At 62.2% G+C, this 24,877-nt stretch carries 22 protein-coding genes; 7 read left to right on the top strand and 15 right to left on the bottom strand.

All coding sequences use genetic code 11. The annotated features are described in order from the left end of the window. Window positions 1-12 precede the first annotated feature (12 nt). Complete coding sequence (locus tag AC0L7I_RS06080) at window positions 13-1,545, bottom strand: PQQ-dependent sugar dehydrogenase (protein WP_473398654.1); 1,533 nt, start codon at window positions 1,543-1,545, stop codon at window positions 13-15. 171 nt (window positions 1,546-1,716) lie between these two features. On the opposite strand from AC0L7I_RS06080, the gene AC0L7I_RS06075 reads away from it, so the two are divergent. Beyond that, window positions 1,717-2,307 carry a CC0125/CC1285 family lipoprotein gene (locus AC0L7I_RS06075; RefSeq protein WP_473398653.1) on the top strand — a complete coding sequence of 197 codons (591 nt, stop codon included), beginning with the start codon at window positions 1,717-1,719 and terminating at the stop codon, window positions 2,305-2,307. Between the two features lie 151 nt (window positions 2,308-2,458). Next, window positions 2,459-3,727 (top strand): multidrug effflux MFS transporter, encoded by a 1,269-nt coding sequence (locus AC0L7I_RS06070; protein WP_473398652.1) that lies wholly within the window; start codon window positions 2,459-2,461, stop codon window positions 3,725-3,727. Here the strand turns inward: AC0L7I_RS06070 and rimK are convergent. Together rimK and AC0L7I_RS06060 are read right to left on the bottom strand one after the other, a co-directional pair. Further along, on the bottom strand, window positions 3,714-5,123 hold the full coding sequence (rimK, locus tag AC0L7I_RS06065; RefSeq protein ID WP_473398651.1) for a 30S ribosomal protein S6--L-glutamate ligase: 1,410 nt from the start codon (window positions 5,121-5,123) through the stop codon (window positions 3,714-3,716). The two genes, AC0L7I_RS06070 and rimK, sit on opposite strands and share 14 nt — an antisense overlap. Window positions 5,124-5,208: 85 nt before the next feature. Next, a complete protein-coding gene (locus AC0L7I_RS06060) occupies window positions 5,209-7,203 on the bottom strand; it encodes a methylmalonyl-CoA mutase family protein (RefSeq protein ID WP_473398650.1) in 1,995 nt (664 codons plus the stop codon). A 124-nt stretch (window positions 7,204-7,327) separates the two neighbouring features. Here AC0L7I_RS06060 and AC0L7I_RS06055 point away from each other — a divergent pair, with 124 nt between their 5' ends. Both AC0L7I_RS06055 and AC0L7I_RS06050 read left to right on the top strand, forming a co-directional pair. Then, the gene (locus tag AC0L7I_RS06055; RefSeq protein ID WP_473398649.1) at window positions 7,328-7,891 is read left to right on the top strand and encodes a hypothetical protein; all 564 of its coding nucleotides are present in this window, start codon (window positions 7,328-7,330) and stop codon (window positions 7,889-7,891) included. A gap of 49 nt (window positions 7,892-7,940) precedes the next feature. Then, window positions 7,941-8,261: a SemiSWEET transporter gene (locus AC0L7I_RS06050; RefSeq protein ID WP_473398648.1), complete on the top strand. Its 321-nt coding sequence runs from the start codon at window positions 7,941-7,943 to the stop codon at window positions 8,259-8,261. Here the strand turns inward: AC0L7I_RS06050 and AC0L7I_RS06045 are convergent. Beyond that, on the bottom strand, window positions 8,210-9,094 hold the full coding sequence (locus AC0L7I_RS06045; RefSeq protein ID WP_473398647.1) for an aminotransferase class IV: 885 nt from the start codon (window positions 9,092-9,094) through the stop codon (window positions 8,210-8,212). The two genes, AC0L7I_RS06050 and AC0L7I_RS06045, sit on opposite strands and share 52 nt — an antisense overlap. Window positions 9,095-9,258: 164 nt before the next feature. Here AC0L7I_RS06045 and ccrA point away from each other — a divergent pair, with 164 nt between their 5' ends. Both ccrA and AC0L7I_RS06035 read left to right on the top strand, forming a co-directional pair. Next, complete coding sequence (gene ccrA, locus AC0L7I_RS06040; RefSeq protein ID WP_473398646.1) at window positions 9,259-10,515, top strand: crotonyl-CoA carboxylase/reductase; 1,257 nt, start codon at window positions 9,259-9,261, stop codon at window positions 10,513-10,515. Window positions 10,516-10,860: 345 nt separating this feature from the next. Continuing rightward, complete coding sequence (locus AC0L7I_RS06035) at window positions 10,861-11,472, top strand: hypothetical protein (protein WP_473398645.1); 612 nt, start codon at window positions 10,861-10,863, stop codon at window positions 11,470-11,472. Between the two features lie 65 nt (window positions 11,473-11,537). Here AC0L7I_RS06035 and AC0L7I_RS06030 read toward each other — a convergent pair whose 3' ends face one another. The 10 genes from AC0L7I_RS06030 to AC0L7I_RS05985 form a co-directional block, all read right to left on the bottom strand. Beyond that, window positions 11,538-14,735 (bottom strand): ATP-binding protein, encoded by a 3,198-nt coding sequence (locus tag AC0L7I_RS06030; RefSeq protein ID WP_473398644.1) that lies wholly within the window; start codon window positions 14,733-14,735, stop codon window positions 11,538-11,540. A 133-nt stretch (window positions 14,736-14,868) separates the two neighbouring features. Further along, window positions 14,869-15,105, bottom strand: a complete 237-nt coding sequence (locus AC0L7I_RS06025) for a YdcH family protein (protein WP_473398643.1) — start codon at window positions 15,103-15,105, stop codon at window positions 14,869-14,871. A gap of 89 nt (window positions 15,106-15,194) precedes the next feature. Beyond that, window positions 15,195-15,731 (bottom strand): hypothetical protein, encoded by a 537-nt coding sequence (locus AC0L7I_RS06020; RefSeq protein ID WP_473398642.1) that lies wholly within the window; start codon window positions 15,729-15,731, stop codon window positions 15,195-15,197. 81 nt (window positions 15,732-15,812) lie between these two features. Continuing rightward, the gene (locus AC0L7I_RS06015) at window positions 15,813-17,105 is read right to left on the bottom strand and encodes an adenylosuccinate synthase (RefSeq protein WP_473398641.1); all 1,293 of its coding nucleotides are present in this window, start codon (window positions 17,103-17,105) and stop codon (window positions 15,813-15,815) included. A gap of 100 nt (window positions 17,106-17,205) precedes the next feature. Continuing rightward, window positions 17,206-18,675: a flavin-containing monooxygenase gene (locus AC0L7I_RS06010; RefSeq protein ID WP_473398640.1), complete on the bottom strand. Its 1,470-nt coding sequence runs from the start codon at window positions 18,673-18,675 to the stop codon at window positions 17,206-17,208. Window positions 18,676-18,759: 84 nt separating this feature from the next. Beyond that, a complete protein-coding gene (locus tag AC0L7I_RS06005; RefSeq protein WP_473398639.1) occupies window positions 18,760-19,338 on the bottom strand; it encodes an acyloxyacyl hydrolase in 579 nt (192 codons plus the stop codon). A 70-nt stretch (window positions 19,339-19,408) separates the two neighbouring features. Next, window positions 19,409-19,999: a flavodoxin family protein gene (locus AC0L7I_RS06000; RefSeq protein ID WP_473398638.1), complete on the bottom strand. Its 591-nt coding sequence runs from the start codon at window positions 19,997-19,999 to the stop codon at window positions 19,409-19,411. A gap of 97 nt (window positions 20,000-20,096) precedes the next feature. Then, window positions 20,097-21,692, bottom strand: coding sequence for a phosphoglycerate dehydrogenase (gene serA / locus AC0L7I_RS05995; protein WP_473398637.1), 1,596 nt, complete (start codon window positions 21,690-21,692; stop codon window positions 20,097-20,099). 4 nt (window positions 21,693-21,696) lie between these two features. After that, window positions 21,697-22,089, bottom strand: a complete 393-nt coding sequence (locus AC0L7I_RS05990; RefSeq protein WP_473398636.1) for a contact-dependent growth inhibition system immunity protein — start codon at window positions 22,087-22,089, stop codon at window positions 21,697-21,699. A gap of 9 nt (window positions 22,090-22,098) precedes the next feature. Continuing rightward, window positions 22,099-23,262 carry a phosphoserine transaminase gene (locus tag AC0L7I_RS05985; RefSeq protein ID WP_473398635.1) on the bottom strand — a complete coding sequence of 388 codons (1,164 nt, stop codon included), beginning with the start codon at window positions 23,260-23,262 and terminating at the stop codon, window positions 22,099-22,101. Window positions 23,263-23,396: 134 nt separating this feature from the next. Here AC0L7I_RS05985 and AC0L7I_RS05980 point away from each other — a divergent pair, with 134 nt between their 5' ends. Then, the gene (locus AC0L7I_RS05980; protein WP_473398634.1) at window positions 23,397-24,233 is read left to right on the top strand and encodes a TauD/TfdA dioxygenase family protein; all 837 of its coding nucleotides are present in this window, start codon (window positions 23,397-23,399) and stop codon (window positions 24,231-24,233) included. Here AC0L7I_RS05980 and AC0L7I_RS05975 read toward each other — a convergent pair. Beyond that, window positions 24,230-24,877, bottom strand: coding sequence for a lysoplasmalogenase (locus AC0L7I_RS05975; RefSeq protein ID WP_473398633.1), 648 nt, complete (start codon window positions 24,875-24,877; stop codon window positions 24,230-24,232). The genes AC0L7I_RS05980 and AC0L7I_RS05975 overlap by 4 nt on opposite strands.

Below are 24,877 nucleotides of genomic sequence, written 5' to 3'. Positions count from 1 at the left end.
CCGTGAAAAGGTTCAGGGACGGCTGTCGATCCGGAACACGTCGCCGATAATGGAGATAATGTAGAGATTGCCGTCATTGTCTTCGCCAAAGCTGGCAATGCTCGCCAATGTACCGGCATCGGGCACGAGCGAGGGATTCAGCCGGTCGAAATTGCCCGCGGACACGGTCTGGCCAATCACCAGGTTGTCCACCGGGACAGCCCAGATATTGCCGATCACGAAATCGGCAAAGACATAGGCGTCTTTGATCCGTTCGATATTGCCGCGATAGACATAGCCGCCGGTGATCGACTCGCCCCGTGCCGGCCCGTCGCCATGCACATATTCGGCGACCGGATCGGTCAGCCCCGCGCTGTCGGGCGCTTCAAAATCCTGAGTCCCTTCCTGGTCGTCCCAGCCAAAATTTGTGCCGGCATCACTCATGCGCAGGCGGTCGATTTCCTCGACTGCGTTCTGCCCCACATCGCCGATGAACAGGTCGCCAGTCACCCGGTCAAAGCTCGCCCGCCACGGATTGCGCAGGCCCAGCGCAAAAATTTCCTCGCGTCCGGCGGCGGCAGAAAACGCATTGCCCGGCGGTATCGCATAGTCACGCGACGTGTCCGCCGGATAGTCGTCACCGCTGACATCGATCCGCAGCATCTTCCCCAGCAGGGAATTCGGGTCCTGAGCATTTTCGTTCGGGTCGCCGCTTCCGCCGCCATCCCCTGTCGCGACGAACAGCAGCCCGTCGGCGGCAAAGCCTATCCATCCGCCATTATGATTGGTCGCCGGTTGGGCAAAGGTCAGGATCACGTCTGCCGTGGACGGATCGGCTTGTGTCGCCGATCCGGAAAACATCTCGTAGCGACGGACTTCCGTATCGCCCGACAGGTTCGTCATGTTGATGTAGAAGGTTCCGTCCGTGGCAAAATCCGGCGAAAAGGCAATCCCCAGCAAGCCGCCTTCGCCCGCCGCAGTCGTCTCGCCGGACACGTCGAGAAAATCGACTGGGTCGATCGTGCCTGTCTGCGGATCGAGAATGCGTATGCGGCCCTGTTTCTCCAGGACGATCACCTGCGCCGTGCCCGGCAATCCGGCCAGGTAGAGCGGCTGGGAAAACCCGGCGCCGACACGCGTCAGCATCAGGTCCTCGAACACGTCACGCACCGTGATCTGCAGGTTCAGCCGCGCTGACAGCCCGCCGGGGTCGCGCGCCTCCAGCGTGACCTCGTAGACATTGTCACCGTTCGCGTCAGCGGGCGCCTCGAAGTCGAGCGGAGTCGACACCCGTATGGTACGCGATGGAATGTCGATATCGAACGCCGCCTCGTCGCCACCCGGAACGATCGAGATCGTCACGCTGTTTCCGTCAGGATCAGACGCTGCAAAAGTGTAGAGCGTGCCACTCGTATTCTCGTCGACCGTCACCTGCGCCGAGGATGAGAAGATCGGCGCCAGGTTGACCGGTGGCGATCCGCCGTCGCTGCCTCCACCACACGCCGCCAGGACAACGGGGGCCCAGACCAGTGCCTGCCTGAATAGTCGAATACCGCGTGTTTTCATGTCTGGCCGTCACTTCGTTGCTTTGGCGATTGGCTCCGTTCCCGAGGCTAGTTCGCGAAATCGTGATTGTCATATGACAAAAGTGACAGCCGGAAACCGCGCTAATCGATTGGCGTTCCATGACGATGGACCTAAACTTAGCGAAACAGATGTCCTCAGGAGGAACGTCCCATGCCCATATTCAGGATCGCCGCCGGATTTGCAGCGCTCGCCATGCTCGTGGCGTGCACGACAGCCACGCCCTACCAGGCGGCGCTCGACACCGAGCGCGGCTATTCCGAACAGCAAATCGAGTCCAACCGTTTCCATGTCCAGTTTGCAGGCAACAGCCTGACAGACCGCAAGACGGTGGAGACCTACATGCTCTATCGTGCGGCCGAGCTCACCAAGCAGAATGGCTTTGACCATTTCCGCGTCGTGCACAGGGCCACCGATGCCGACAGCCGCGTCGTGCCGACCGGAACAGGCTATTCGCCTTTCTACGACAATTTCTATCTCGACTATCGTTATTTCGGTCCGCGCGCGTCCTACTTCTATGACCCCTACCGGCGCTGGGCCTACCCGCGCTCGTTCTACGCGTCCCGCTTCGGCTATTACGACCCCTTCTGGGACGGTCCGCAGGAATACCGCGAAATCACCAGCTATGTGGCGTCAGCCGAAATCATCATGGGCAAGGGCCCGAAACCGGATGACCCGGCCTATTTCGACGCCGACCAGGTGATCTTCAATCTCGGCAGCCAGATCCAGCGCCCAGAAGCCTGATCCGGTTGCTCTCCGTCTTCAAACGCCGCCCTGCAAGGGCGGCGTTTTTGCAACAGCTCGTTTTTTCAAGGTCTCGCCCCTAGGCAAGCGGCAAGGCTTGGCCCAGATAGGAAGGCTTCCCCACACCGCACCTGACAGGAAAGGCGGGCCGATGGCTGACACCGAACCCTCCGCCATTCCACCTTCCGGAATCCTGCCCGGCGCGAAGCGCCCGGTGCCGGGGCGCAGCGAACTTGTCGTCATGATTGCCGGCCTGATGGCGCTCAATGCCTTCGGCATCGACATCATGCTGCCTGCACTCAACGAGATCGCCCACGCCGTCGGGCTCACCGCGGCCGGCATGGAGAGCGACAACCGCCAGCAGATGATCATCTTCTCCTACGTGCTCGGCTTTGGCGCACCGCAAATCGTGTGGGGACCGATCTCCGACCGTTTCGGCCGGCGCGGTCCCCTCTTCGTCGCGATCACGGGTTATATCGTCACCGCCTTTGCCTGTGTCGTCATGCGTGATTTCCAGGCCCTCCTGATCATGCGCTTCCTGCAGGGCGTGTTTGCGTCCGGTGGTCGGCTTGTCGCCGTGTCGGTCGTGCGCGACCTCTTTGCCGGCCGCCAGATGGCACGCTTCATGTCGCTGGTGATGACCATCTTCATGGTCGTGCCCATCCTCGCGCCGGGTCTCGGCCAGATCATCCTGTTCGTTGCGCCATGGGAAGCCACCTTCCTGGTCCTCGCCCTGTTCGGCATCATCATGCTGGTCTGGACCTGGTTGCGCCTTCCCGAAACGCTGCCGGAACCGGCGCGCCAGCCGCTCAATGCCCGCCAGGTGTTCCGCGCTTATGGCCAGATCGTCAAATCACGGGTCACCTTCGGATACATGTGCGCCTCCGGGATCATCTTCGGGGCGCTGTTCTCTTTCATCGCCTCATCGGAACAGATCTTCCGGGAAGTCTTCGACCAGAAGGAAACCTTTGCGCTCTGGTTCGCCGGGATCGCGGGCACGCTCGCCTGCGCCAATTTCCTGAACTCGCGCATTGTCGAGAAAGTCGGCATGCGCCGGATCAGCCAGACGGCCCTGTTCACCTTCACGATCGTTTCCGGCCTGCTCTCGGCGCTGTCCTACTTCCTCGGAGAGAGCCTCTACATGTTCTTCCCGCTGTTCGCGCTTTGCTTCGGGTGCTTCGGCCTGATGGGATCGAATTTCAGCGCGCTCGCCATGGAGCCGCTCGGCAGCATCGCGGGCACGGCGTCAGCCGCCTACGGCTTTGCCACGACAACCGTCTCCAGCTTGATCGGCATGGCCATTTCCAGCCAGTATAATGGCTCGACCATTCCGATCACGTTGGGCTTCATGTGCCTCGGCCTGACATCGCTCGTGATCATCCTCATCACCGAGCAGGGCAAGCTGTTCAGCTCGCGCTGACCCGGCGGCGCGTTTTCGCGCCTGTCTCGCGCACCTTGGCGAGCGGGCGCACCTGACGTTCAAGATGTTCGATGATCATGCCGGCAATATCCTTGCCGGTCGCATTCTCGATGCCCTGCAGCCCGGGGGAGGAATTCACTTCCAGAACTTTCGGTCCCTCGTCAGTCTTCAGCAGGTCCACGCCCGCTACTCGCAGGCCCAGGACCTTGGCCGCGTCGCGCGCGACGTCCCGCTCGGCGCGTGACAGTTTCACGGCGCTTGCCGTGCCGCCCCTGTGCAGGTTCGAGCGGAACTCGCCCTTGGCCGCCTGGCGTTTCATGCCGCCGACCACCTTGTTGCCGATGACGAAACAGCGCGTGTCGGCGCCGGCCGCCTCCTGCACGAATTCCTGCACCAGGAAGTTCGCATCCAGACCCCGGAACGCATCGACCAGGCTCTCGGCGGCCTTGCGCGTTTCGGCCAGTACAACGCCCTTGCCCTGTGTTGACGACAGCAGCTTGACCACGACCGGCGCGCCACCCGCCAGCGAGATCAGGTCTTTCGTATCCTTCGGGCTGTGCGCAAAGGCGGTGATCGGCATGCCGATCTTTGCGCGGGCCAGCAATTGATGGGCCAGGAGCTTGTCGCGTGACCGTCCGATCGCCCCTGCCCCGTTCAGGCAGAACGCGCCGGTATTGGTGAACTGGCGCAGCACCGCCATGCCATAGTCCGTGATCGACGCACCGATGCGCGGGATCACGGCGTCGAAGCGCGCCAGCGCCTTGCCGTCATAATGCACTTCCGGATCCAGCGTGCCGATCTGCATGTAACAGCGCGCCGTATCGATCATCTCCAGCACGTGGCCGCGCGCCTCGGCAGCCTCCAACAGGCGTTTGGACGAATAATTGTCCGGCTCGCGTGTCAGCAACGCGATCCGCAGGGGCCGCTTGACCGGCGTACGCCTGGGCAGTCCGGAATAGCCTGCATAGTCCAGTACGGGCTGGCTGAAGGACGCATTCGGGTTGACGATCATGTCCGGCTGGATCGCGCCGCGCCCGAACAGCATGCGGTAGGTCATGTTCTCGCGGTTTGTCAGCGTCAGCTGGATCGGCCAGCGCCGCCCGCCCATCTCGGCCTCTGTCTCGATCACGTAACGCAACTCGGTTTCGCCGTTCGAACTCGTCACCTCGCGCCGGTCGATCACCCGCGCCGAGCAGGTAATCTCGAGGCTCGGATCGGCCGGGTTCGGCTGGATCAGGAACCGCACCTGCGGTTTTGTGTTCGGCCCGAACGGCTCGATCACGCTGGCATGCAGCGCCGATGTCTTGGCGCCGGTGTCCACCTTGGCCTTGATCGCAGGCAGGCCGAGGTCCGGCAACGCCAGCCATTCTTCCCAACCGAGTTCAAACTGTCCCATGCCGGCTCCCGCTCAGGCTGCATTGCAAGAATGCGCGCCCTTAGCCAGCTTGTGCGGTCCCGTCCAGCAGCAGAAAGCTGCAAAGCTAGGCCGTCGCCAGCCAGGCCTTCTCGGCCACTTTCACCACGTCGCCCATGATGCCCGTGATCTTGAAGTCCTTCGGCGTGTAGATGCGCGCAACGCCCATCTGGCGCAGCGCCCTTGCATCTTCCGGCGGGATGATGCCACCGACAACCAGCGGCACGTTCTCCAGCCCCTGCTTGCGCATCTCGGCTATCGTCTCGCGCACGAGGTCGAGATGGCTGCCTGACAGGATGGAAAGCCCGATGACATGCGCCTTGGCCGCCTTGGCTTGCGCCGCGATCTCGGCCGGCGTGAAGCGAATGCCTTCATACACGACATCCATGCCCACTTCGCGCCCGCGCGCGGCAATCTGTTCGGCGCCGTTCGAATGCCCGTCGAGTCCCGGCTTGCCGAGCACATAGGTGAGCCGCCGTCCCAGCGCCTCCGAGACGCGGTCGACATCGGCTTTTACCGCCGCAATCTCTTCGTCGCCGTCGCCGCTGATAACCATGGCCACGCCCGTCGGTGCACGGAATTCGCCGAACACGTCTCGCATCGCCGTGCCCCATTCGCCCGTCGTCACGCCTGCCTTGGCGCAGGCAATCGAGGGCTCCATGATATTCACGTCGCTTGCCGCCGCCGCTTTCAGGTTCGCCAGCGCCGCCTCGACCGCGGCCGGGTCCCGCTTTGCGCGCCACGCTTTCAGGTCGCGCACCTGCGCGGTCTCTTCGGCCGGATCGACCGTCATGATCGCACCGTCGCCGACGCCCAGCGGGCTTTCCTCGGTCGACGTGTATTTGTTCACGCCGACCACGCTCAGAGAGCCGTTCTCGATCGCCTTGATCCGGTCGATATGCGCGCCGACAAGGCTTTCCTTCATATGGGTGATGGCATTGGTTGCCCCGCCGAGCGCGTCGATCTCAGCCAGCGTGGCGCGGGCCTTGTTCTTCAATTCCTCGGTCTTGCCGTCGATCACATGGCTGCCGTCGAAAATGTCCTCGAATTCCAGCAGGTCCGTCTCGTAGGCCAGGATTTGCTGCAGGCGCAGGCTCCATTGCTGGTCCCATGGACGCGGCAGGCCCATGGCCTCGTTCCAGGCCGGCAATTGCAGCGCGCGGCAGCGGGCCCGCTTCGACAGGGTCACTGCCAGCGCCTCGATCAGGATGCGATAGACATTGTTCTCCGGCTGCGGCTCGGTCAGTCCCAGCGAATTCACCTGCACGCCGTAGCGGAACAGCAGCGCCTTCGGGTCGGTCACGCCATAACGTTCCCGGCCGATCTCTTCCCACAGGTCCACGAAGGCGCGCATCTTACAGAGTTCCGTAACGAAACGCACGCCGGCATTCACGAAGAAGGAAATCCGCCCGAACACGGTTTCAAAGTCTGATTCCGGAACTTGCCCGCCGGCTTTCACCCGGTCGAGCACGGCAATGGCCGTCGCCAGTGCATAGGCCAGCTCCTGTTCCGGCGTCGCGCCCGCTTCCTGCAGGTGATAGGAGCAGACATTCATCGGATTCCACTTGGGCACTTCAGTATAGCACCAGCTCACCATGTCCGAGATCAGCCGCATCGAGGGTTCCGGCGGGAACACATAGGTGCCGCGTGACAGGTATTCCTTGACGATATCGTTCTGCGTCGTGCCGCGCAGCTTGTGTCGGTCGTCGCCGCGCTCGTCGGCCAGCGCCACATACATCGCCAGCATCCAGGCTGCCGGGGCATTGATCGTCATCGACGTGTTCATCTCTTCCAGCGGCAGCTGGTCGAACAATAGCGCCATGTCGCCCATATGCTTGACCGGCACGCCGACCTTGCCCACTTCGCCGCGCGCCAGGATATGGTCGGCGTCATAGGCGGTCTGCGTCGGCAGGTCGAAGGCGATGGACAGGCCCGTCTGGCCCTTGGCCAAATTGCCCCGGTAGAGTTCGTTGGATTTCTGCGCCGTTGAGTGGCCCGCATAGGTGCGGAAAATCCATGGCCGGTCAGGCGCGTGCTGGATCGGCTTTTGTGTGTCGGCCATGCCGGGGCTCCCCTTTTATTGTTGCGGCGCAACATGCCGTGTGGCGGTCCGGAGCGCAAGCGTCAGACCGCGCCCTTGTGCTGGCCCGCATGCATGGCCACATCGGAACACACCCGCCACACCCTTGCCATCCCCCGGATACGCCCTCCTGACCCCGCCATCTTCCCCCCTCCAGACGGCCCTGTCCCTGCGCCTCGCCACCCTGCTCGCCTTCCCGTTCGGCGTCGTCCTGGTCGCCCTGATGCAGCGCAGCGCCTTGATGATCGCGCTGCTGGCCGCCGCCATGGTCAGCGTCAGCCTCATCGAACGTATCCGTCTCGCCCGCCTCACCGGGACGGTCGCCCCGCTCACGCTGGCTGGCCTCCTGCCCGGTTTCGCCGTGCGCCTTGGCGGCCTCGCCGGCCTGTTCATTGTCCTTCTGGGCATTCTCGCCCTGTTCCGCGACACGTCCCTCGCGCGCGGCCTTGGCCTTGAAGACGTGGCCATCCTTGTCGGCGTCACCGGGTTTGCCCTCGCTGCCAATGCAATCAGCGCCCGGCTCGCGACAACCGAAGTCAGCAGCGTGCTGTCCACCCTGAACGCATCGTTCCGTGAGGCCAATCCTGATGCGGGTATTGCAGATGGCGAGATCATCGAGGGCGAGTTCTACGACCCCGAATCAGGGCCTGATTCTTCCCCTCGCCGCTGACGCAGACCTGATGTATATACCGCCGGGAATCTGGCGGAGCACACTTCAGATGACTGAATTCATTGGATTTTTAGCGGCAATCCTGACCACGGTCTCGTTCGTGCCGCAGGCCGTTCACATCCTGCGCACCCGCGAAACCGGCGGCATCTCCCTCGTCATGTACGTGCTGTTCACCACCGGCATCGCCGCCTGGCTCGCCTATGGCATCCTGATTGCCAGCCTGCCGGTCATCCTGTCGAACCTGGTGACCATCGTGCTCGCCGGAACGATCCTCACCCTCAAGGCCCGCGCTGTCCTGTCCGCGCGCCACCCCGTACTTCAGCCCATCGTCCAGGGCGCCACTGCCGCGACGTCGGCGCCCATCGCCTGATAATACAGCCTCTGGATCTGGCGCGTTACCGGCCCGGGCTTGCCGCTGCCGATCACCTTGCCGTCGATCGCAATCACCGGCGCGATCATCGCTCCCGCAGACGACGTGAACGCCTCCTTCGCGCCCAGCGCCTCGTCAGGCGTGAAAGCCCGCTCCACGAGGTGCAGCCCTGAGCCTTCGAGCAGGTCCAGCACACCGGCCCGCGTGATGCCCGGCAGGATGGATGGCGACAGGTCCCGCGTCACTAGCTGTCCCTCGCCATCCACAATCCAGGCATTGGCCGAGGCAGCCTCGGTCACGAACCCGTCCTCCACCATGAACGCCGTGTCGGCGCCGGCCTCGCGCGCCGTGCGATAGGCCAGCGCCTGCGACAGCAGTTGCGTCGTCTTCATGTCGCGCCGTTTCCAGCGCGTATCGTCGAGGAAGATCGCCTTGATGCCATCGCGCGCCGTCTCGCCGATCAGCGGACGGGCGTCAGCATACAGGAACACGGTCGGCTCGAATTCGTCAGGCCCGGCGAAGTCGCGCAGGCCATAGGCCCCCGCCGTGACCTGCAAATAGATCAGGCCTTCGGTCAGTTTGTTATACTCGATCAGGTCGCGATGAATCTTGCCCCAGCCTTCCCCCGACAGGGGGGCCGGAATGCCAATTCCCGCCAGCGTACGGGCGAGGCGCGACATATGGCCCCCGAAATCGACGAGGTGCCCGTCATAAACAGCCGTCACTTCATAGGCCGCATGGGCAAACAGGAAACCCCGGTCAAAGGGCGATATCCGAGCGTCTGCTGCAGAACAGAAGGCGCCATTGAGGTAGGCCGTGGTGCATATTGTCATTTTTGTCACGCTTGTGAGGTTGCGTTATTGTGCGCCGCAACAAATGCCTTGCATCCTTGCGGGCGTGAAGCCAAGGTGCCGCGACCCGGGGGCTTTGTGAAGACACGCAATAAACGTGCGCACACGGTCCCCTGAAGAGAATTTGGAGGATTGGTATTTCAATTATGGGCAGAGAACAGAAAGACATTTACGCACTGGGCGAGATTCCACCGGAATTCCACGTCCCGAAAATGATGCACGCGTGGGCCATCCGCCGCGAGCGCCACGGTCGTCCGTCGACCGCGATGCAGCTCGAACAGGTCCCCGTGCCCGACATCGATTCCGACGAAGTCCTCGTCCTCGTGATGGCGGCAGGCGTCAACTATAACGGCATCTGGGCCGGTCTCGGCGAGCCGGTCTCGCCGTTCGACATCCACAAACAGGACTATCACATTGCCGGGTCCGATGCCGCCGGCATCGTCTGGGCCGTGGGCCGCAAGGTCACCCGCGTGAAGCCCGGCGACGAAGTCGTCATCCACTGCAACCAGGATGATGGCGACGACGAGGAGTGCAATGGCGGCGACCCGATGTTCTCGCCGTCCCAGCGCATCTGGGGCTATGAGACGCCAGACGGTTCCTTCGCCCAGTTCTGCCGCGTCCAGGCCCGCCAGTGCATGCCGCGCCCGAAACACCTGACCTGGGAAGAAAGCGCCTGCTACATGCTGACGCTGGCAACCGCCTATCGCATGCTGTTCGGCCACCGCCCGCACATCGTGAAGCCGGCCGACAATGTGCTCGTCTGGGGCGCCTCGGGCGGACTTGGCAGTTTCGGCGTCCAGCTCTGTGCGGTGACCGGCGCCAATGCCATCGGCGTCGTCTCCAGCGATGACAAGATTGATCACGTCCTCGGCCTCGGCGCCAAGGGTGTGCTCAACCGCAAGAACTTCAATTGCTGGGGCCAGCTGCCCACGGTTAACGGGCCGGAATTCGGCGACTACATGAAGGAATCGCGCAAGTTCGGCAAAGCCATCTGGGAAATCACCAACAAGCAGGATGTCGACATCGTGTTCGAACATCCGGGCGAAAGCACGTTCCCGGTCTCGGTCTTCGTAGTCAAGCGCGGCGGCATGGTCGTCATCTGCGCCGGCACGACCGGCTTCAACCTCACCATGGACGCCCGCTTCCTCTGGATGCGCCAGAAGCGCGTACAGGGCAGCCACTTCGCCCACCTGAAACAGGCGAGCGCCGCGAACCAGCTGGTCATCAACCGGCGTATCGATCCCGGCATGTCGGAAGTCTTCCCGTGGGACCAGATTCCGGCGGCCCACGACAAGATGCTCGACAACAAGCACCTGCCCGGCAACATGGCCGTCCTCGTCACCAGCCCGAAACCCGGCCTGCGGACAGTCGAAGACGTGCTGGCGGTGACAGGGCAGGCTTAGGCCGGTCCTTCCCTACCAGGCGGCTCGCACCTCCTGCGCAGGCAGGGGCGGCTTGCCGAGTCGCCGCCCCAAAATCCGAAGTCCCGGCGAAAGCCGGGGCCTCATGCCATCGGAGAAAGGAACTCGCCTCCCGCCCCCCTCTCCCTTCGGGCTTGCGAGGATCAGCAATCGCACCGCGATTGCCCGAGCAAGGGCCGGGGGTGAGGGGTCACAGGACACCCCGCAAACCCCGCTCTCGCCGCGACTTCCGCTACCCCTCATCCCCAACCCTTCTCCCAAGGGAGAAGGGCGTCTCTCTCCCCCACCCAATCCAACCCATACGCCGCTCGCGCTATACTGCCCTCCATGAGCAGTGCGCCCGCCTTCATCCAACACGGCCTCGAACAGGCACGGCTGGCGCTGTGGGCGGTGATCAACATGACCAATGCCCACCTGCGCCCGCTCACCTTGAGGCGTAGCCTGAAGCAGAAGGCAATGGGGCGGCTGAAGCAGCTGGAAGTGATCGTACGGCGCCTGCTGACCCTGATGGCGCTGGCGCTGGAACTGGCCCCGGTGCGCCCGCGCCTCACCCCTGCCACCCCCATGCCGCTCCCCGAGGGCACCGAGATCATCACCTTCCCGGCCCAGCGCCGTTTTGCCCTGTCGGGAAGGGTGCAGCCGGAGGTCGATCCCGAAGCCTCCGTGCTGTTTCCGGGCAGTATCCGGGCCTCCGGCCCGGTCCCCGCCGCGCCTTTCCTCGCGCGCGTCAGCGCCCTCTACAAAGTGCTGGAAGCGCCAGACCTCTATGCCAGACGCCTCGCGCGCAGCCTCGCCCGGCAGCAGGAACGCGGCGACCCGAAACCGGTCGCCCTGCCGATGGCATCGGCCTGGCGCCTCCGCCCCGAACTCGGCGCCATTGCCTCGGCCCTGCCGGGCCTGCTGAACGCGGCGCTGGAAAAGTGGGACAATTCAAGCTGAGTTCCCACGTCAATCAGACAGGCATGCCGGGCACCGGGCGGGGTGCCCGGTCGCAGGCATTGGTCTCAGGCCGCCTCCTTGGCGACGCTGACGAAGCGATCGACCGCGCCTTCCAGAGAGTCCCTGACCGGCGTGCCCGCGAGAATTTCGTTGGCGATGGCCTCCAGCCTGAAGGCGGCGTCCGACACGTCCTTGAAGCCCAGGCTTCCGGACGTTCCGGCCACGGAGTGTGCAAGCGCCGCAACCGCGCGCGCGCGGGTCACCGGCGAACTGATGCGCAACAGCGCGCCGAGCTTGCCGGGAAGCTCCAGGATATCGCGGCGGCAGTCTTCCTTCAGGGCCGCAATCTTGGCATCCGCGCCGGCCGATCGCTCGGCGGTTTCCTTGCCATGTTTACGCAGCAGGCGTTCGATCAATCCGTTCAGGCGCACCATGTCGACAGGCTTGGCGAAATGTGCGTCCATCCCGGCTTCAAAACATTCGTCCGCCTGATTGGCCAGTGCATTGGCCGTGAGCGCCACGATCGGAAGGCGGCCTGCAGGCCCATGCATTTCCCGGATACGGCGGGTGGCGGTCAGGCCGTCCATTTCCGGCATCTGCACGTCCATCAGGATGATGTCATACAGCGTGCCTTCAAGCAGCGAGAGGATCGCATCTGGGGCCGAAGCGAAACTTGTCACCTCATGCCCGGCTTTGTGCAGGCCGATTTCGATCAGGGCCCGGTTCATCTCGACATCGTCGACGACCATGATACGCGCCGCTGCCGGCGCGCGGCGGTCTTCGACCAGGTCGGGGGCTTCGACGCGGCCTGTGCGCCTGTCCGGAATGTAGGGCAAGGTCAGGATTGCGTTCGTTCCCTCGCCCACCTGGCTGACAATCTCCAGTTCACCGTCCATCAACAATGCCAGCGACCGGCTGATCGACAAGCCGAGGCCGGTGCCGCCGAAGCGCCGGGTGATCGAGCTGTCGGCCTGGGAAAAGCCGGTAAAGATATGGTCGACCTTGTCGGCTGGAATACCCGGCCCGGTATCGGCGACGATTATGCAAAGCCGCCCGTCCCGAAGCCTGGCGTCCAATCGGACTTGCCCAGCCTCGGTGAATTTGGCCGCATTGCCGACAATGTTCGTGAGGATCTGGCGAATACGGGTTTCGTCCCCCACCACCGCTGCAGCAATCTCAGGCGCGACATGGCAGGAGATTTTGACCTTCGGATTCGGTCGCGCCGCCGCGATCAGATTCACGATATCCTCGGTCACCGCGCGAAGATCAAAGGGCCGGTTTTCCACCTCCATATGTCCGGCATCGATCTTGGAGAAATCGAGAATGTCGTTGATGATGTCGAGCAGCGTCCGGCCTGCCGACGAAATGCGTTGGACATAGGTCAACTGGTCGTCCGTCAAGGCGGTCGTCTTGAGAATGTCGGTGAAACCCAGGACGCCATTCAATGGCGTGCGAATCTCGTGACTCATGTTGGACAGGAATTCCGTTCGGGCGACCGCGGCCGTCTCCGCCAGCAGGCGCGCCTCGGCCAGCGCTTTTTCGCGCTCATGACGCTCGCTGACATCACGATAGGTCGACACAACCTCGACCGGATTGCCGTCGGCATCGCGGATGACCTGGGGCTTGCCTTCCAGCCAGATGGTGGAACCGTCAGCGAGGCGGACCCTGAACTCGCGCTGCACACTTTGGTCGACCTGCTTGCCCGTGAAAAGACCCGTCGTGAGCGACACAGCGAACTCTCGGTCTTCGGGAACCACGAAATCGACCGTCCGCTTGCCAATGGCCTCGTCCGGAGGCGCGATCACGGATGCCGAAGGCGACGCGTAACTGATCACGCCATCGAGGCCGAACTTGAGCACGATATCGGTCGAATGTTCCGCCAGGAGGCGATACTGCTCCTCCTTTGCCGCCATGGCTGTATAGAGATCGTGTTCCTGCGTGATGTCCTTGAACACGCCGAAAATGCGCTCGACCGAACCAGTCGGCCCAATCTGGCATCTCGCGATCGACCTTACCCGGCGTTCTGCTCCGTCAGAGCGCCGTACGATCGTCCCCTCGAAGTTCCAGTCATCGCCACTTTCCATGTGCTGATCGATCAGGCCCGCGACACGCTCGCGGTCGCCTTCGACATAGAAATCCAACGCGCCATCCAGCATGGGATCGAACGTCTCGGGCGTCACGCCGTGAATACGATAGACTTCCGGCGACCAGTGGACTTCCCCCGAGTCGGAATGCAGGGTCCAGTGGCCGACCTGCGAGATTTCATCTGCCATTTCGGCCTCTGCCAGGAGAACCTTTTCGCGCGCAGATCGCTCCAGGACGCGGCGCTTGGATTGGCGCAGGCGATGGGTCAGGCGACGCCGCTGGGATACCGACGCGCCAAGTGCCAGGGCCATGAAAGAGTTGGCCGCGAGAAACGCCTGCAGCACGAGCACATGAACCACAACGTCACCGGCAGTCAGTCTGGTGGGGCCCATATCCATCACGGTAAAGCCGATCGAGATGACCGTCACTGCCAGCAAGCCTACTGCAGCGCCGCGCACGCCATGGCGGAACGTGATCGGCACGAGAACAGGCGGAACAAGAAACATAAGCGGATAAGTCGACTGGGAAAACACGGCGAAAGTGACCGCGATGACAAGCGCCATATCCGAAGCCGAGTGCCAGCTGAGCCGCTGCCGCCCGTCGTCGCTATTCCTGGTTATCAATACGGAGATAAGCGGGGTGAACAGAATCAAACCGAGAAAGTCAGACAGGAACCACAGGATGGCATCCAGCATCGGAACGGGCGCGCCCGTCATGACGAAGCCCGCTACGGCAATTGGTGTCGATACAGAGCATGCCAGAACCGAGGCGCCGATCAAACTCATTATCCCGGACTTCTGGATGACCGTCCGGTTCGAGTACCGGTAGAGAATGAGCGCGACGATCAGCACTTCCAGACTGTTCGCCATCGTCAGCACGACACAACGCAGCAAAGGATCGCCAGCATACATGTTGGCCGCAAAATTTCCGATGATGAGGCAGCCGAACAGCGAAGGCCAGCGCGACTTTGGCCATCTCAACAACACCATCAGGAGAACGGCATTCACCGGCCAGACGGCCGCAACGTCGCCGGTGCCGCGCGTAAACTTGATTGCGGCTGCCGCCAGCGTGAAGGATGCCAGCGTCAGGAGAATATGCACGACGACCGTATTACGCAGGATGCTCGAGATGCGCCCTCCGGCACTCGGATGGGGCTTTTCCGATGCAGTAAGTGTCATGCTTCCAGGCCTTTTGAACCGGTTCCTGAAAGACCTTATTCACTATACACTTTACGATATCTTACTCTGGGTGTGCAGGCACTTCCGTTATCTTGTTGGTCGGATTCAATCGCGGGTTTCCACCCACGGCTGATCAGGCTTTCAACATCGCGTATAACTCATCCTTGAGGACAAGCCGACGCTTGCGCAGCTCCGTCTCGTGGGTTTCGCTTGCAGGCTGGACGCCGGTCTCGTGCCGGTGAATGTGGCGATTCACGTCATGATACTCGTCAGCCAGGCGCGCGAAATGCGCATTTGTCGTTTTGAGTTCGTGGATTTTGTCGGTCGCTTCGGGAAATTCCGCGGCAAGTTCGTGAGGCGTGTTGGACATGGTTTGTGGTTTCCTGTGGCATGATTTGCAGCCTCCATCAGGCCAAATGCCACCTCCCCTGTCACTAAGGGAGTCTGCGTAGGAACTGTTCAGCGCAGCTGGTAATAAGTCGTATAGGCCATGGCGCCTTTTGTCTCGGCGATGACGCGCTTCAGGTCCGCATAGGATGTGAGGGTGCATTCAGCATCCAATTGGAGTTCATTGATCGTGTCGATCGGCAGGTCGTCGCAATCAGGCAGCTTCATGAACAGGCGCGCGCCGATGATCTTGCCGACCGCGTAATTGTAGACATAACCGCCATCGACACTCTCTTCCGGTGTTGCAACCTGCATCAGGAATTCGTCCGAACCGTCATCAAGCCGCGCAAATACAAGCCAGAGTTCCTCGTCCAGCCAATAGCCATTCGCCTCCTGGCGGATGGCATAACCGTCATCGATGCCTTCGGTTCTGGAGCGGTCCCAACGAGTCGGATCGTCGCTATTCTGGATATAGGTCTCGGCGACAGTATATGCGCCAAGCGGCAGGACCGCATCTTCCGCCGGGATCAATGCTTCATACGAGCCAAAGGCGCAGCCGACAGCCAGGGTACAAAGCGCTGCGGCAAGAAAGGTTTTCAAACGAAGCATCCCGGGTCTCCCAGTAATCGCGCGTCAAAATCAGCTAACGCTGGCCGCGGCCTGAAATCAATACCCGGATCAACCCGGCAGTCAGGCTTCGAACGGGTCGCGCATCAGGATGACGTCTTCCCGCTCAGGCGAGGTCGAGACCAGGGCGCAGGGCTTGCCGACCAGTTCTTCCAGGCGGCGGACATATTTCACCGCCTCGGCCGGCAGGTCGGCCCAGCTGCGGGCGCCTGCGGTCGAACCTTTCCAGCCCGGGATCGTCTCGTAAACCGGCTCGACCGCCGCCTGGTCCGTCAGGCCGGCTGGGTAATAGTCGATTTCCTTGCCGTTCAGGCGATAGGCGATGCAAACCTTGATCTCGTCGAAGCCATCGAGCACGTCGAGCTTGGTCAGGGCGAGGCCGTTGACGCCGCTGGTGGCGCAGGCCTGGCGGACCATGACGCTGTCGAACCAGCCGCAACGGCGGGCCCGACCGGTGTTCACGCCGACTTCCTTGCCGATGCGGCCAAGCCGCTCGCCGATTTCGTCGTTCAGTTCCGTTGGGAATGGACCAGCCCCAACCCGCGTCGTGTAAGCCTTGGCGAGGCCAAGCACGTAGGATATCGCGCCCGGACCAACGCCTGAGCCTGCAGAGGCATTGCCAGCGACGACATTGGAGGATGTCACGAACGGATAGGTGCCGTGGTCGACATCCAGCATCACGCCTTGGGCGCCCTCGAACAGGATGCGCCGGCCGCGCCGGACCTGCTCGTCGAGCAGTTTCCAGACTGGCTGGGCATAAGCGAGTATCTGCGGCGCAATCTTTAGCAGGTCGGCCTTCAGCTGCGCACCATCCGGCTCCGGCAGGTCGAGGCCGATGCGCAGCGGACGGTGATGGGCCAGCAGGCGCTCGATCTTCATGTCGAGGGCGGCGGGGTCTGCCAGATCGGCTACGCGGATGGCACGGCGCCCGACGCGGTCTTCATAGGCCGGGCCGATGCCACGTTTGGTCGTCCCGATCTGGGCGGCGCCAAGAGCCCCTTCCCGCGCCGCATCGATATCCTTGTGCCAGGGAAGGATCAGCGAGGCATTGTCGGCGAGGATCAGGTTTTCGGAAGTCACTTCGACGCCCTGCGCGCGGATGCCATCAATTTCCGTCAGCATGTGCCACGGATCGACGACAACGCCATTGCCGATGACCGAGAGCTTGCCACCGCGCACGAGGCCAGAGGGCAGCAGCGCAAGCTTGAACACTTTGCCGTCAATGACCAGCGTATGGCCGGCATTGTGACCGCCCTGGAAACGCACCACGACATCGGCCCGGCTCGACAGCCAGTCGACAATCTTGCCCTTGCCTTCATCGCCCCACTGGGCGCCTACGACGACGACACCTGACATATCCTGCTCCCGTGTTCAGCCGCCGCGACAAGGGCAGGAGTCTGCCCGGAAATGCAAGGGGCAGACTCCGTTTTCACAGATGATTTGTACCGCTTTGGTCCTACTTGACGAGGTCATAGTCCTTGAGATCGACATTTGCCACGGCATCGGCATAGGCGCGCGTATGACCAGACCAGTTCTGGGTGATGCGGCCGCCTTCGGTCTTGTACCAGCTGTTGCAAGCCGGGTCGGCCCAGACTGTCTTGCCAAGACGCGCCTGCAGGTCCTTGTTGAACTTGTCCTGCACCGCCCGTTTGGGGGCCATGGCGACCGCACCGGCTTGGTCCAGCTTGGCGAGTGCCTGGATCGTGTATTCGACCTGCCGCTCGAGCATGAACGTGATCGAATTGTGCCCGAGATTTGTGTTCGGCCCGTAGAGGACAAAGAAGTTCGGGAAATCGGCGACCGTGATGCCGAGATAGGCTTCGGGTCCATCGGCCCACGCCTCTTCAATCGTCGTACCCCCCTGCCCGATCACGTCCACCGACCAATGCCAGCCGGTTGTTTCGAAGCCAGTAGCAAAGACAAGAATGTCATACTCGTGCAGCACGCCGTCCTTGGTGCGAATGCCTTCAGGCACGATCTCGGCAATGCCGTCGGTGATCAGGTCGACATTGTCGCGCATTAGCGTCGGATAGAAATCGTCCGCGATCAGGATGCGCCGGCAACCGACGGGATAGTCGGGGGTCAGTTTCTTGCGCAGTTCCGCATCCGGCACCTGGGCATTCAAATGGTCAGTCGCCTGGCGCGTGAAGAAAGCGCGCCCTTCGGGCGTCCATTCGAACGCCTGCCAGAAGAAATAGTCGGCATTCTCGTAGATGATTTTCCGGTTGATTGCCGCAAACTCCGCCGCCTTTTCCGGGACCGTGACCATCAGCGCCATTTCCTCGGGCGTGATCTCGCGGTCGTTGCGCGGAATCATCCAGTTGGCCGAACGCTGGAACACGCCGACATTGGAGGCTTCAAGCGCGACTTGCGGAATCAGTTGCACAGCGCTCGCCGCCGAACCTACGACGCCCACACGCTTGCCCTTCAAGTCGACCGAATGGTCCCAGCTGGCCGAATGCATTTTTGGCCCGGCAAATGAATCGAGACCGGGAATGTCCGGCCAGAATGGACGGTTGAGCTGGCCAAGCGCGCCGATCACGGCGTCCGCTTCAATCTTGCGGCCCTTCGTCGTCGTCACCGTCCATTTGTGGCTGGCATCGTCCCAAACGGCTGACTCGGCCCCCTCATTCAGGTGCAGGTTCGGGCGCAGCTGGAAGCGGTCGGTGACCTCCTCGGCATAGGCCTGGATCTCTTCCTGCTGGGGATAGAGGCGTGTCCAGGCCATGGATTGGGCAAAGGACAGCTGGTAGAGCGCCACCTGCACGTCGCAGGCGCAGCCGGGATAAGTATTCGCGGCCCACGTGCCGCCGACACGGTCGCCCTGTTCCAGCAGGGTGAAATCATATCCGGCTTCCTGCAACTTGATGGCAGCGGTGAGGCCACCGAGGCCGGCACCGATCACGACAACATGCTTGTCTGGCATCACTTCCTCCTGAATTTTCAGGAGAGAGTGGCAGGAACCGTATTCAGCGCAAGGGGTATCGCAACGCCAAGGCTTAGCTCAATCCTAGTGACCGAACGCGTAAATGACCCGGATGCCAAGATTGTCCATGCCCTGATTGCGGCCACTGCCGAGGATCTGGCCATGACTGAGATGCTCATACAGGATCTGGCCGCCCCAGCGGTCATTGAAGCTGTAATTCAGGGCGAACGACGTGCGGAACAGATCGCGTGAACCAAGCAGCACGTTTTCTTCGGTAAAGGCATCCCCGCGCGGGTCTCCCTGCGGGAATGGGCTTTCAAGCGTGCCGTCATGGATCGCATAGCCTTCGCCTGCTTCGAGCGACCAGTTCTCGGCAAAATCCCAGTTCCAGACCAGGCCCACGGCCCCGAAACTTGTCTGGCCGGCCGTGTTCCCGCTGCCCATCACATAAGGACGCGGCGACCAGATGATGGACAGGAAGTCCGGGGACTTGAAAACGAGTTCGCCATTGATGTTCGGCCCGTCTTCCTTGTTGGCGTTGTTGCAGTCCTGAACGCAGATATTGTGCTGGGTGACGCCGAACCGTGCCTCATCCAGAATGTCGGCAGAAGACGTGCCCGCCATCGCAAGGACGGCAGAGAGGCTTAGAATGGCGCGGTGCATGAGTGATTCCCCTGATCGGTGTATTTGACCTGACCAAAGGCCTAAACACCGCGCCGTCAACCCGGTTCCGTCAAGCCTTGCCACGAACCCAGCGAAGGGTGGCATCAGCGACACGCTTTCCAAACTGTTCTGCGGTTTCAAGGTCAAAGCGGTCAGGGGTCTGTTCGGCCGGCAGGTCGCTCAACGACTGCACGCCGAGGCCAAGCGTGAAGCTCGCCCGATTGTGCACGGCATTGATATCCTTGGTCGAGGCATTGTAGCCGGGCATCATCCCTGTACCGACCCAGACCATGCCGTGCTGCGCGGCCAGCGTCGCAAACTGCGACAGGGTCTCGGACTTGTCGCCTGAGAGCGAACCGGAATTGGTAAAGCCTGCCGCGATCTTGTCTTTCCAGGCCTGCGTGAACCACGGCTTGGAACTGGCATCCTGGAATTGCTTAAACACGGCTGAGGCCGAGCCCATATAGGTGGGCGCACCGAAGACAATAGCATCGGCCGCTGCCAGTTCGTCCCACGGGCCGGTTTCGGGGCTGGTCAGGTCGTCCGCCTTGTAGAGCGTCACCTCTGCGCCATCAGCGCTGGCCGCGCCGATGCGGACATGTTCTGCGACCTTGGCGGTGTGGCCATAGCCGGAATGATAAACGATTGCGATCTTTGCCATGTGAGGCTCCTGTTCTGACTGGAGCCCCGCAAATGGGAGCGGGCCGCCTTATCGGCAGCCCGCCCTGTCTGCATAGGAATTATGCGCTCGGCGAAAATTAGAAAGTCAGAACCTTGGCGTAGCGCACCTGGGGCAGGCCTTCGAGCTTGGTCATGAGCGAATCGGCGGGCACAGAATCGATACCGATCAGCGCGATGGCTTCGCCGCCCGCTTCGGTGCGCCCGAGGTGGAAAGTGGCGATGTTGACCTTCGCTTCACCCAGCATCTGGCCGAGCGCGCCGATAAAGCCTGGTTTGTCGAGATTGTTGACGTAAAGCGTGACCGGCGAGAAATCGCCTTCCAGTGCCATGCCCTTCACCTCAACAATGCGCGGCTGTCCCGCGATCAGCGTGCCGGCAAGCGTCCGCCAGCCGCCTTCGGGAGCATTCTTCGTCGCCTTGGTCTTTACCTTGACGCGGATCAGGCTGTCATAGACCGGGCTGTCTTCCGTCTTCGTCTCGGTGAGCTTCACACCCGAGTCGGCGAGGATCGCCGGAGCGGAGACCATGTTCACGTCGCCGCGCGACGCGCGCAGCAGGCCCGCGAGCAGCGCTGCCGTCAGCGGCTTGCGGTTGAGGTCTGCGACCTCGCCCTCATATTCGATGACGACCTCTTCATAGCCGAAGTCTGAAATCTGGCCGGCAAACGAGCCAAGCTTTTCGGCAAGGCCAGCGAACGGCTTGATGCGCGGGGCTTCCTCGGCGGTGATCGACGGCATGTTGAGCGCATTGGTGACGGCGCCGGAGAGGAGATAGTCCGACATCTGTTCGGCCACCTGCAGGGCAACGTTTTCCTGCGCTTCGTTCGTGGCTGCGCCAAGGTGAGGCGTAGCGACAAAATTCTTCTTGCCGAACAGGACGTTTTCCTTGGCCGGCTCGACCGCAAACACGTCGAAGGCGGCGCCGGCCAGATGACCACTTTCCAGCATCTCGGCGACGGCTTCCTCATCGACAAGTCCGCCGCGCGCACAGTTGACCAGGATCAGGCCCTTCTTCGTCTTGGCGAGATTTTCGCGAGAGAGGACATTGCGGGTCTGGTCAGTCAGCGGCACGTGCAGCGTGATGACGTCGGCGCGCTTGAGCAATTCGTCCAGTTCGACTTTCTCGACGCCCAGCTCGACAGCCCGCTCCTCGGTCAGGAATGGGTCGTACGCGACGACTTTCATCTTGAGGCCGATGGCGCGCTCAGCTACGCGGCTGCCAATATTGCCGCAACCGATCAGGCCGAGCGTCTTGTAGCTGACTTCGATACCCATATAGCCGGATTTGGGCCATTTGCCGTCTTGCGTCTCGGCATTGGCAGCCGGGATCTGGCGGGCGGCGGCGAACATCATGGCGATGGCGTGCTCGGCCGTGGTGATGGCATTGCCGAAGGGTGTGTTCATCACGACGACGCCATTGGCGGTGGCCGCCTTGATGTCGATATTGTCGACGCCGATACCAGCGCGGCCGATGACTTTCAGGTTCGTGGCCGCGGCGATCACGTCTGCATTCGGCTTGCAGGCGGACCGGACGACGAGGCCGTCATAGTCCGGGATTTCCTTGATCAGGTCTTCCGTATTCAGACCGACCTTGGTGACGGTTTCGATGCCGCGCGCATGGAAGATTTCAACGGCGGCGGGGGAGAGCTTATCTCCGATAAGAACTTTGGGCATTGGTCTAATTTTCTCTTTTCAGTATTTTCAGGAGTTCTGACATGACGCCGTCAGGCGTAAATTCGGGAATGTCTGCAGCAAGAGCTACTCTTGCGACGTCTTCAATTTGGCTTCGAAAATTCAGAGCTTCAGATTCTTCCGCGCAACCTACAACGTTCTTCAGAAGATCGCCGGGATACATATCGCCTTCCAGCCAAGGGTCCGACATCAATCGTCCGAGGGCCACGGGAAGCAGATGCTTCAGATGGATCCGCTGACCGACCAGGAACCGAACACCTTCGTTGGTGAGCATCGATACATCAGTTTTGACGTATTTCGCACACTTTCGAACAAGTGGGGTCGCATCCGACTCGGGGTCGGGCCAGCGTGAGCCAGAAAGCTCTTCGAGCGTTGCCATCGGTATCCCTCAGAGCGCGGCGGCTTCTTCGGCGAAGGCCCAGTCGAGCCACGGCGTCAGGGCCGCAACATTCGACGGCTCAACCGAACCGCCGCACCAGATGCGCAGGCCCGGAGGGGCCTTGGCATAACCGGCTGCATCAAAGCAGGCGTTTTCCTTTTCGAGGCGCTTCATCATGCGCTTGACGAAATCACGCTGGCCGTCCTCGTTCATGCCGGCGACACGCGGATCGACGATTCTGAACGTCACGCCCGTGTTCGAGCGCACAGAAGCGTCAGGGCAGAGGAAGTCGACCCAAGCCGTTTTCGCCGCCCAGTCGGTGAGGATGGCGAGGCTTTCATTGGAGCGCTTCTGGAGCCCCTTCCAGCCGCCAAGGCTTTCACACCAGTCGAGCGCCTGCAGATAGTCTTCGACGCACAGCATGCTGGGCGTGTTGATCGTCGCGCCTTCGAACAGGGCCTCGTCGAGTTTTCCACCCTTGGTCATGCGGAAGATTTTCGGCAGTGGCCGGTCCGGTGTGTAGCTTTCGAGACGGGCGACGGCGCGCGGGCTGAGGATCAGCATGCCGTGCGCGGCTTCCCCGCCAAGGCATTTCTGCCAGCTATAGGTCACGACATCGAGCTTTTCCCACTCAATGTCCTGTGCAAAGGCGGCCGAGGTCGCATCGCAGATCACGACGCGGTCGGGGTTGGGCTTGATCCAGTCAGCGTTCGGCACGCGCACGCCGGACGTGGTGCCGTTCCATGTGAAGATGATGTCGGCATCGTCGCGCGCCTTGGCGAAGTCCGGCAGGACGCCATAGTCGCCGACATAGGTGTTGCAGTCCTTCAGCTTCAGCTGCTTGGTCGCATCCGTCACCCAGTCCTGGCCGAAGCTTTCCCAGGCGAACACGTCGACCGGCTTCGGGCCGAGCATCGACCACATGCACATCTCGACCGCGCCCGTATCAGAGGCTGGCACGATGGCAACGCGATAGTCGGCCGGGATGCCGAGGATCGCCTTGGAGCGATCGATTGCGGCCTTCAGCTTCTTCTTCGCATCGCCGGAACGGTGCGAACGACCGAGGGCGGCGGTTTCGAGTTTTTGAAGGGAAAATCCGGGACGCTTGGCGGTCGGACCGGACGAAAAATGCGGGCATGCTGGCAGCACGCCGGGTTTGGCGGTGGTCGTCATCTGTTTTACTCCTATCCTCACAGATAGGCTGCATGCCGTTGGGGGCATGTGGCCCGCCGCGTCATTCGCATATTTCCGGGAGCCGCGCAAATGACATTGTTGCATCGCCCTCGAGCGAATGGTTCACTCGGGCCATGAGCATGACCATCCAGCCCCTCACCGGCACACTCGGCGCGGAAATCCACGGCGTGGACCTGACAAAGGACCTGTCGAACTCCGAGTTCGACGCCGTCCACCAGGCCTTTCTCGACCACAAGGTCATCGTCCTGCGCGGCCAGCACGGCATGACGCCGGACCAGCACAAGGCCTTCGCCCGCCGTTTCGGGACGCTGAACATCCACCCTTATGTGAAAGGCATGGACGGCCACCCGGAACTGCTCGAGATCATCAAGGAACCCGACGAAAAGACCAATTTCGGCGGCGGCTGGCATTCCGACATGAGCTTCCTGGAACAGCCGGCGCTAGGCTCCATCCTGCACGCCTTGGAAGTGCCGCCCTATGGCGGTGACACGCTGTTTGCCGACCAGCAGGCGGCCTATGACCGCCTCTCCCCCGGGCTGCAAAAGACGCTGGGCGGGATGACCGCCATCCATACGGCCAGCAAGGAATATGGAGCGGACGGCTATTCTGCTGCCGTGCGCCAGTCGATGGACGCCACCGCCGCGCCCGACGCACCGGAATACGAGCATCCCGTCATACGCACGCACCCGGAAACCGGTCGCAAGGGCCTTTTCATCAATCCCGCCTTCACGCTGCGCTTTGCCGGGTGGAGCCGCAAGGAAAGCCGGCCCCTGCTGAATTACCTGTTCGACCTGTCGAAGGAAGAGCGCAACACGTGCCGCGTGCGCTGGCAGGCCGGCGACGTCACCATGTGGGATAATCGCTGCGTTTGGCACTATGCCCTCAACGACTATCACGGCCACCGCCGCCACATGCGCCGGGCCACGGTGGATGGCGACCGGCCGCGCTAGGCCAGCGCGTTCAGCACGCCCCAGGCAATCAGGGCCTGCCCGCCGAAATAGAGCGTCCACACTGCGAGAGACGAGACGGTGCCAGCTGGCTGGTCCGCCGGCTTGCGGAAGAGCTGCAGCGAAAGGATCAAGTCGGAGACGATGAACATCACTGCGCCCAGCGTGACCGGCCAGTAGACAGGGTCAAGGCGCAGGGCCGCTGCGCCCATCATCAGGATCACCGCCGTATAGGCAAAGACCGGCCAGCGCATGGCCCCCAGCCAGGGCGACAGCCAGCGCGCAAAGCCCACACCGGCGAATACGAGGACAATTTGCGCAGATGTATTCAAAATCCCGCGGGGCGCTGCTTCCAGCCCCCAGAACAGGGCCACGTAGGCCACATGGGCCAGGAAAAACGCCGCCATTCCGGGCTTCAGCCAGCGCTCGCCTTCCAGGGCGAGGAAAGCATCCCCGGCAGAACTGAGGGCCAGTCCGGCCACAAGCAGCACCGGGCCGCCCGCCAGGTAGGCCCAGAGCGCCAGAAGGGCCGTCGAACCGGTCTTGACCAGCAAGGCGACAGGCCCCTTCCCGCGATAGCAGAACGCCGCGCCGTAAACCAAGCCGAGCGCAAGCGCGCCGAAAAGTGTCATCTGTGCCCCGCCCAT

The sequence above is a fragment of the Hyphomonas sp. J20-32 genome (assembly GCF_055808555.1).
The sequence above is the reverse complement of the archived record's forward strand: the minus strand, read 5'-3'. Positions and strand labels throughout refer to the sequence as shown.

Excerpts from the sequence above, each read along its gene's own strand:
- rimK (WP_473398651.1), bottom strand. The coding sequence starts at position 5,123 with ATGGGACAGTTTGAACTCGGTTGGGAAGAATGGCTGGCGTTGCCGGAC.
- AC0L7I_RS06075 (WP_473398653.1), top strand. The coding sequence starts at position 1,717 with ATGCCCATATTCAGGATCGCCGCCGGATTTGCAGCGCTCGCCATGCTC.
- AC0L7I_RS06060 (WP_473398650.1), bottom strand. The coding sequence starts at position 7,203 with ATGGCCGACACACAAAAGCCGATCCAGCACGCGCCTGACCGGCCATGG.
- AC0L7I_RS06000 (WP_473398638.1), bottom strand. The coding sequence starts at position 19,999 with ATGGCAAAGATCGCAATCGTTTATCATTCCGGCTATGGCCACACCGCC.
- AC0L7I_RS06020 (WP_473398642.1), bottom strand. The coding sequence starts at position 15,731 with ATGCTTCGTTTGAAAACCTTTCTTGCCGCAGCGCTTTGTACCCTGGCT.
- AC0L7I_RS06005 (WP_473398639.1), bottom strand. The coding sequence starts at position 19,338 with ATGCACCGCGCCATTCTAAGCCTCTCTGCCGTCCTTGCGATGGCGGGC.
- AC0L7I_RS06045 (WP_473398647.1), bottom strand. The coding sequence starts at position 9,094 with ATGACAATATGCACCACGGCCTACCTCAATGGCGCCTTCTGTTCTGCA.
- AC0L7I_RS06010 (WP_473398640.1), bottom strand. The coding sequence starts at position 18,675 with ATGCCAGACAAGCATGTTGTCGTGATCGGTGCCGGCCTCGGTGGCCTC.
- AC0L7I_RS05985 (WP_473398635.1), bottom strand. The coding sequence starts at position 23,262 with ATGACGACCACCGCCAAACCCGGCGTGCTGCCAGCATGCCCGCATTTT.
- AC0L7I_RS06070 (WP_473398652.1), top strand. The coding sequence starts at position 2,459 with ATGGCTGACACCGAACCCTCCGCCATTCCACCTTCCGGAATCCTGCCC.
- ccrA (WP_473398646.1), top strand. The coding sequence starts at position 9,259 with ATGGGCAGAGAACAGAAAGACATTTACGCACTGGGCGAGATTCCACCG.
- AC0L7I_RS06050 (WP_473398648.1), top strand. The coding sequence starts at position 7,941 with ATGACTGAATTCATTGGATTTTTAGCGGCAATCCTGACCACGGTCTCG.
- AC0L7I_RS05980 (WP_473398634.1), top strand. The coding sequence starts at position 23,397 with ATGAGCATGACCATCCAGCCCCTCACCGGCACACTCGGCGCGGAAATC.
- AC0L7I_RS05990 (WP_473398636.1), bottom strand. The coding sequence starts at position 22,089 with ATGGCAACGCTCGAAGAGCTTTCTGGCTCACGCTGGCCCGACCCCGAG.
- AC0L7I_RS06025 (WP_473398643.1), bottom strand. The coding sequence starts at position 15,105 with ATGTCCAACACGCCTCACGAACTTGCCGCGGAATTTCCCGAAGCGACC.
- AC0L7I_RS06015 (WP_473398641.1), bottom strand. The coding sequence starts at position 17,105 with ATGTCAGGTGTCGTCGTCGTAGGCGCCCAGTGGGGCGATGAAGGCAAG.
- serA (WP_473398637.1), bottom strand. The coding sequence starts at position 21,692 with ATGCCCAAAGTTCTTATCGGAGATAAGCTCTCCCCCGCCGCCGTTGAA.
- AC0L7I_RS06035 (WP_473398645.1), top strand. The coding sequence starts at position 10,861 with ATGAGCAGTGCGCCCGCCTTCATCCAACACGGCCTCGAACAGGCACGG.
- AC0L7I_RS06030 (WP_473398644.1), bottom strand. The coding sequence starts at position 14,735 with ATGACACTTACTGCATCGGAAAAGCCCCATCCGAGTGCCGGAGGGCGC.
- AC0L7I_RS06080 (WP_473398654.1), bottom strand. The coding sequence starts at position 1,545 with ATGAAAACACGCGGTATTCGACTATTCAGGCAGGCACTGGTCTGGGCC.
- AC0L7I_RS05975 (WP_473398633.1), bottom strand. The coding sequence starts at position 24,877 with ATGGGCGGGGCACAGATGACACTTTTCGGCGCGCTTGCGCTCGGCTTG.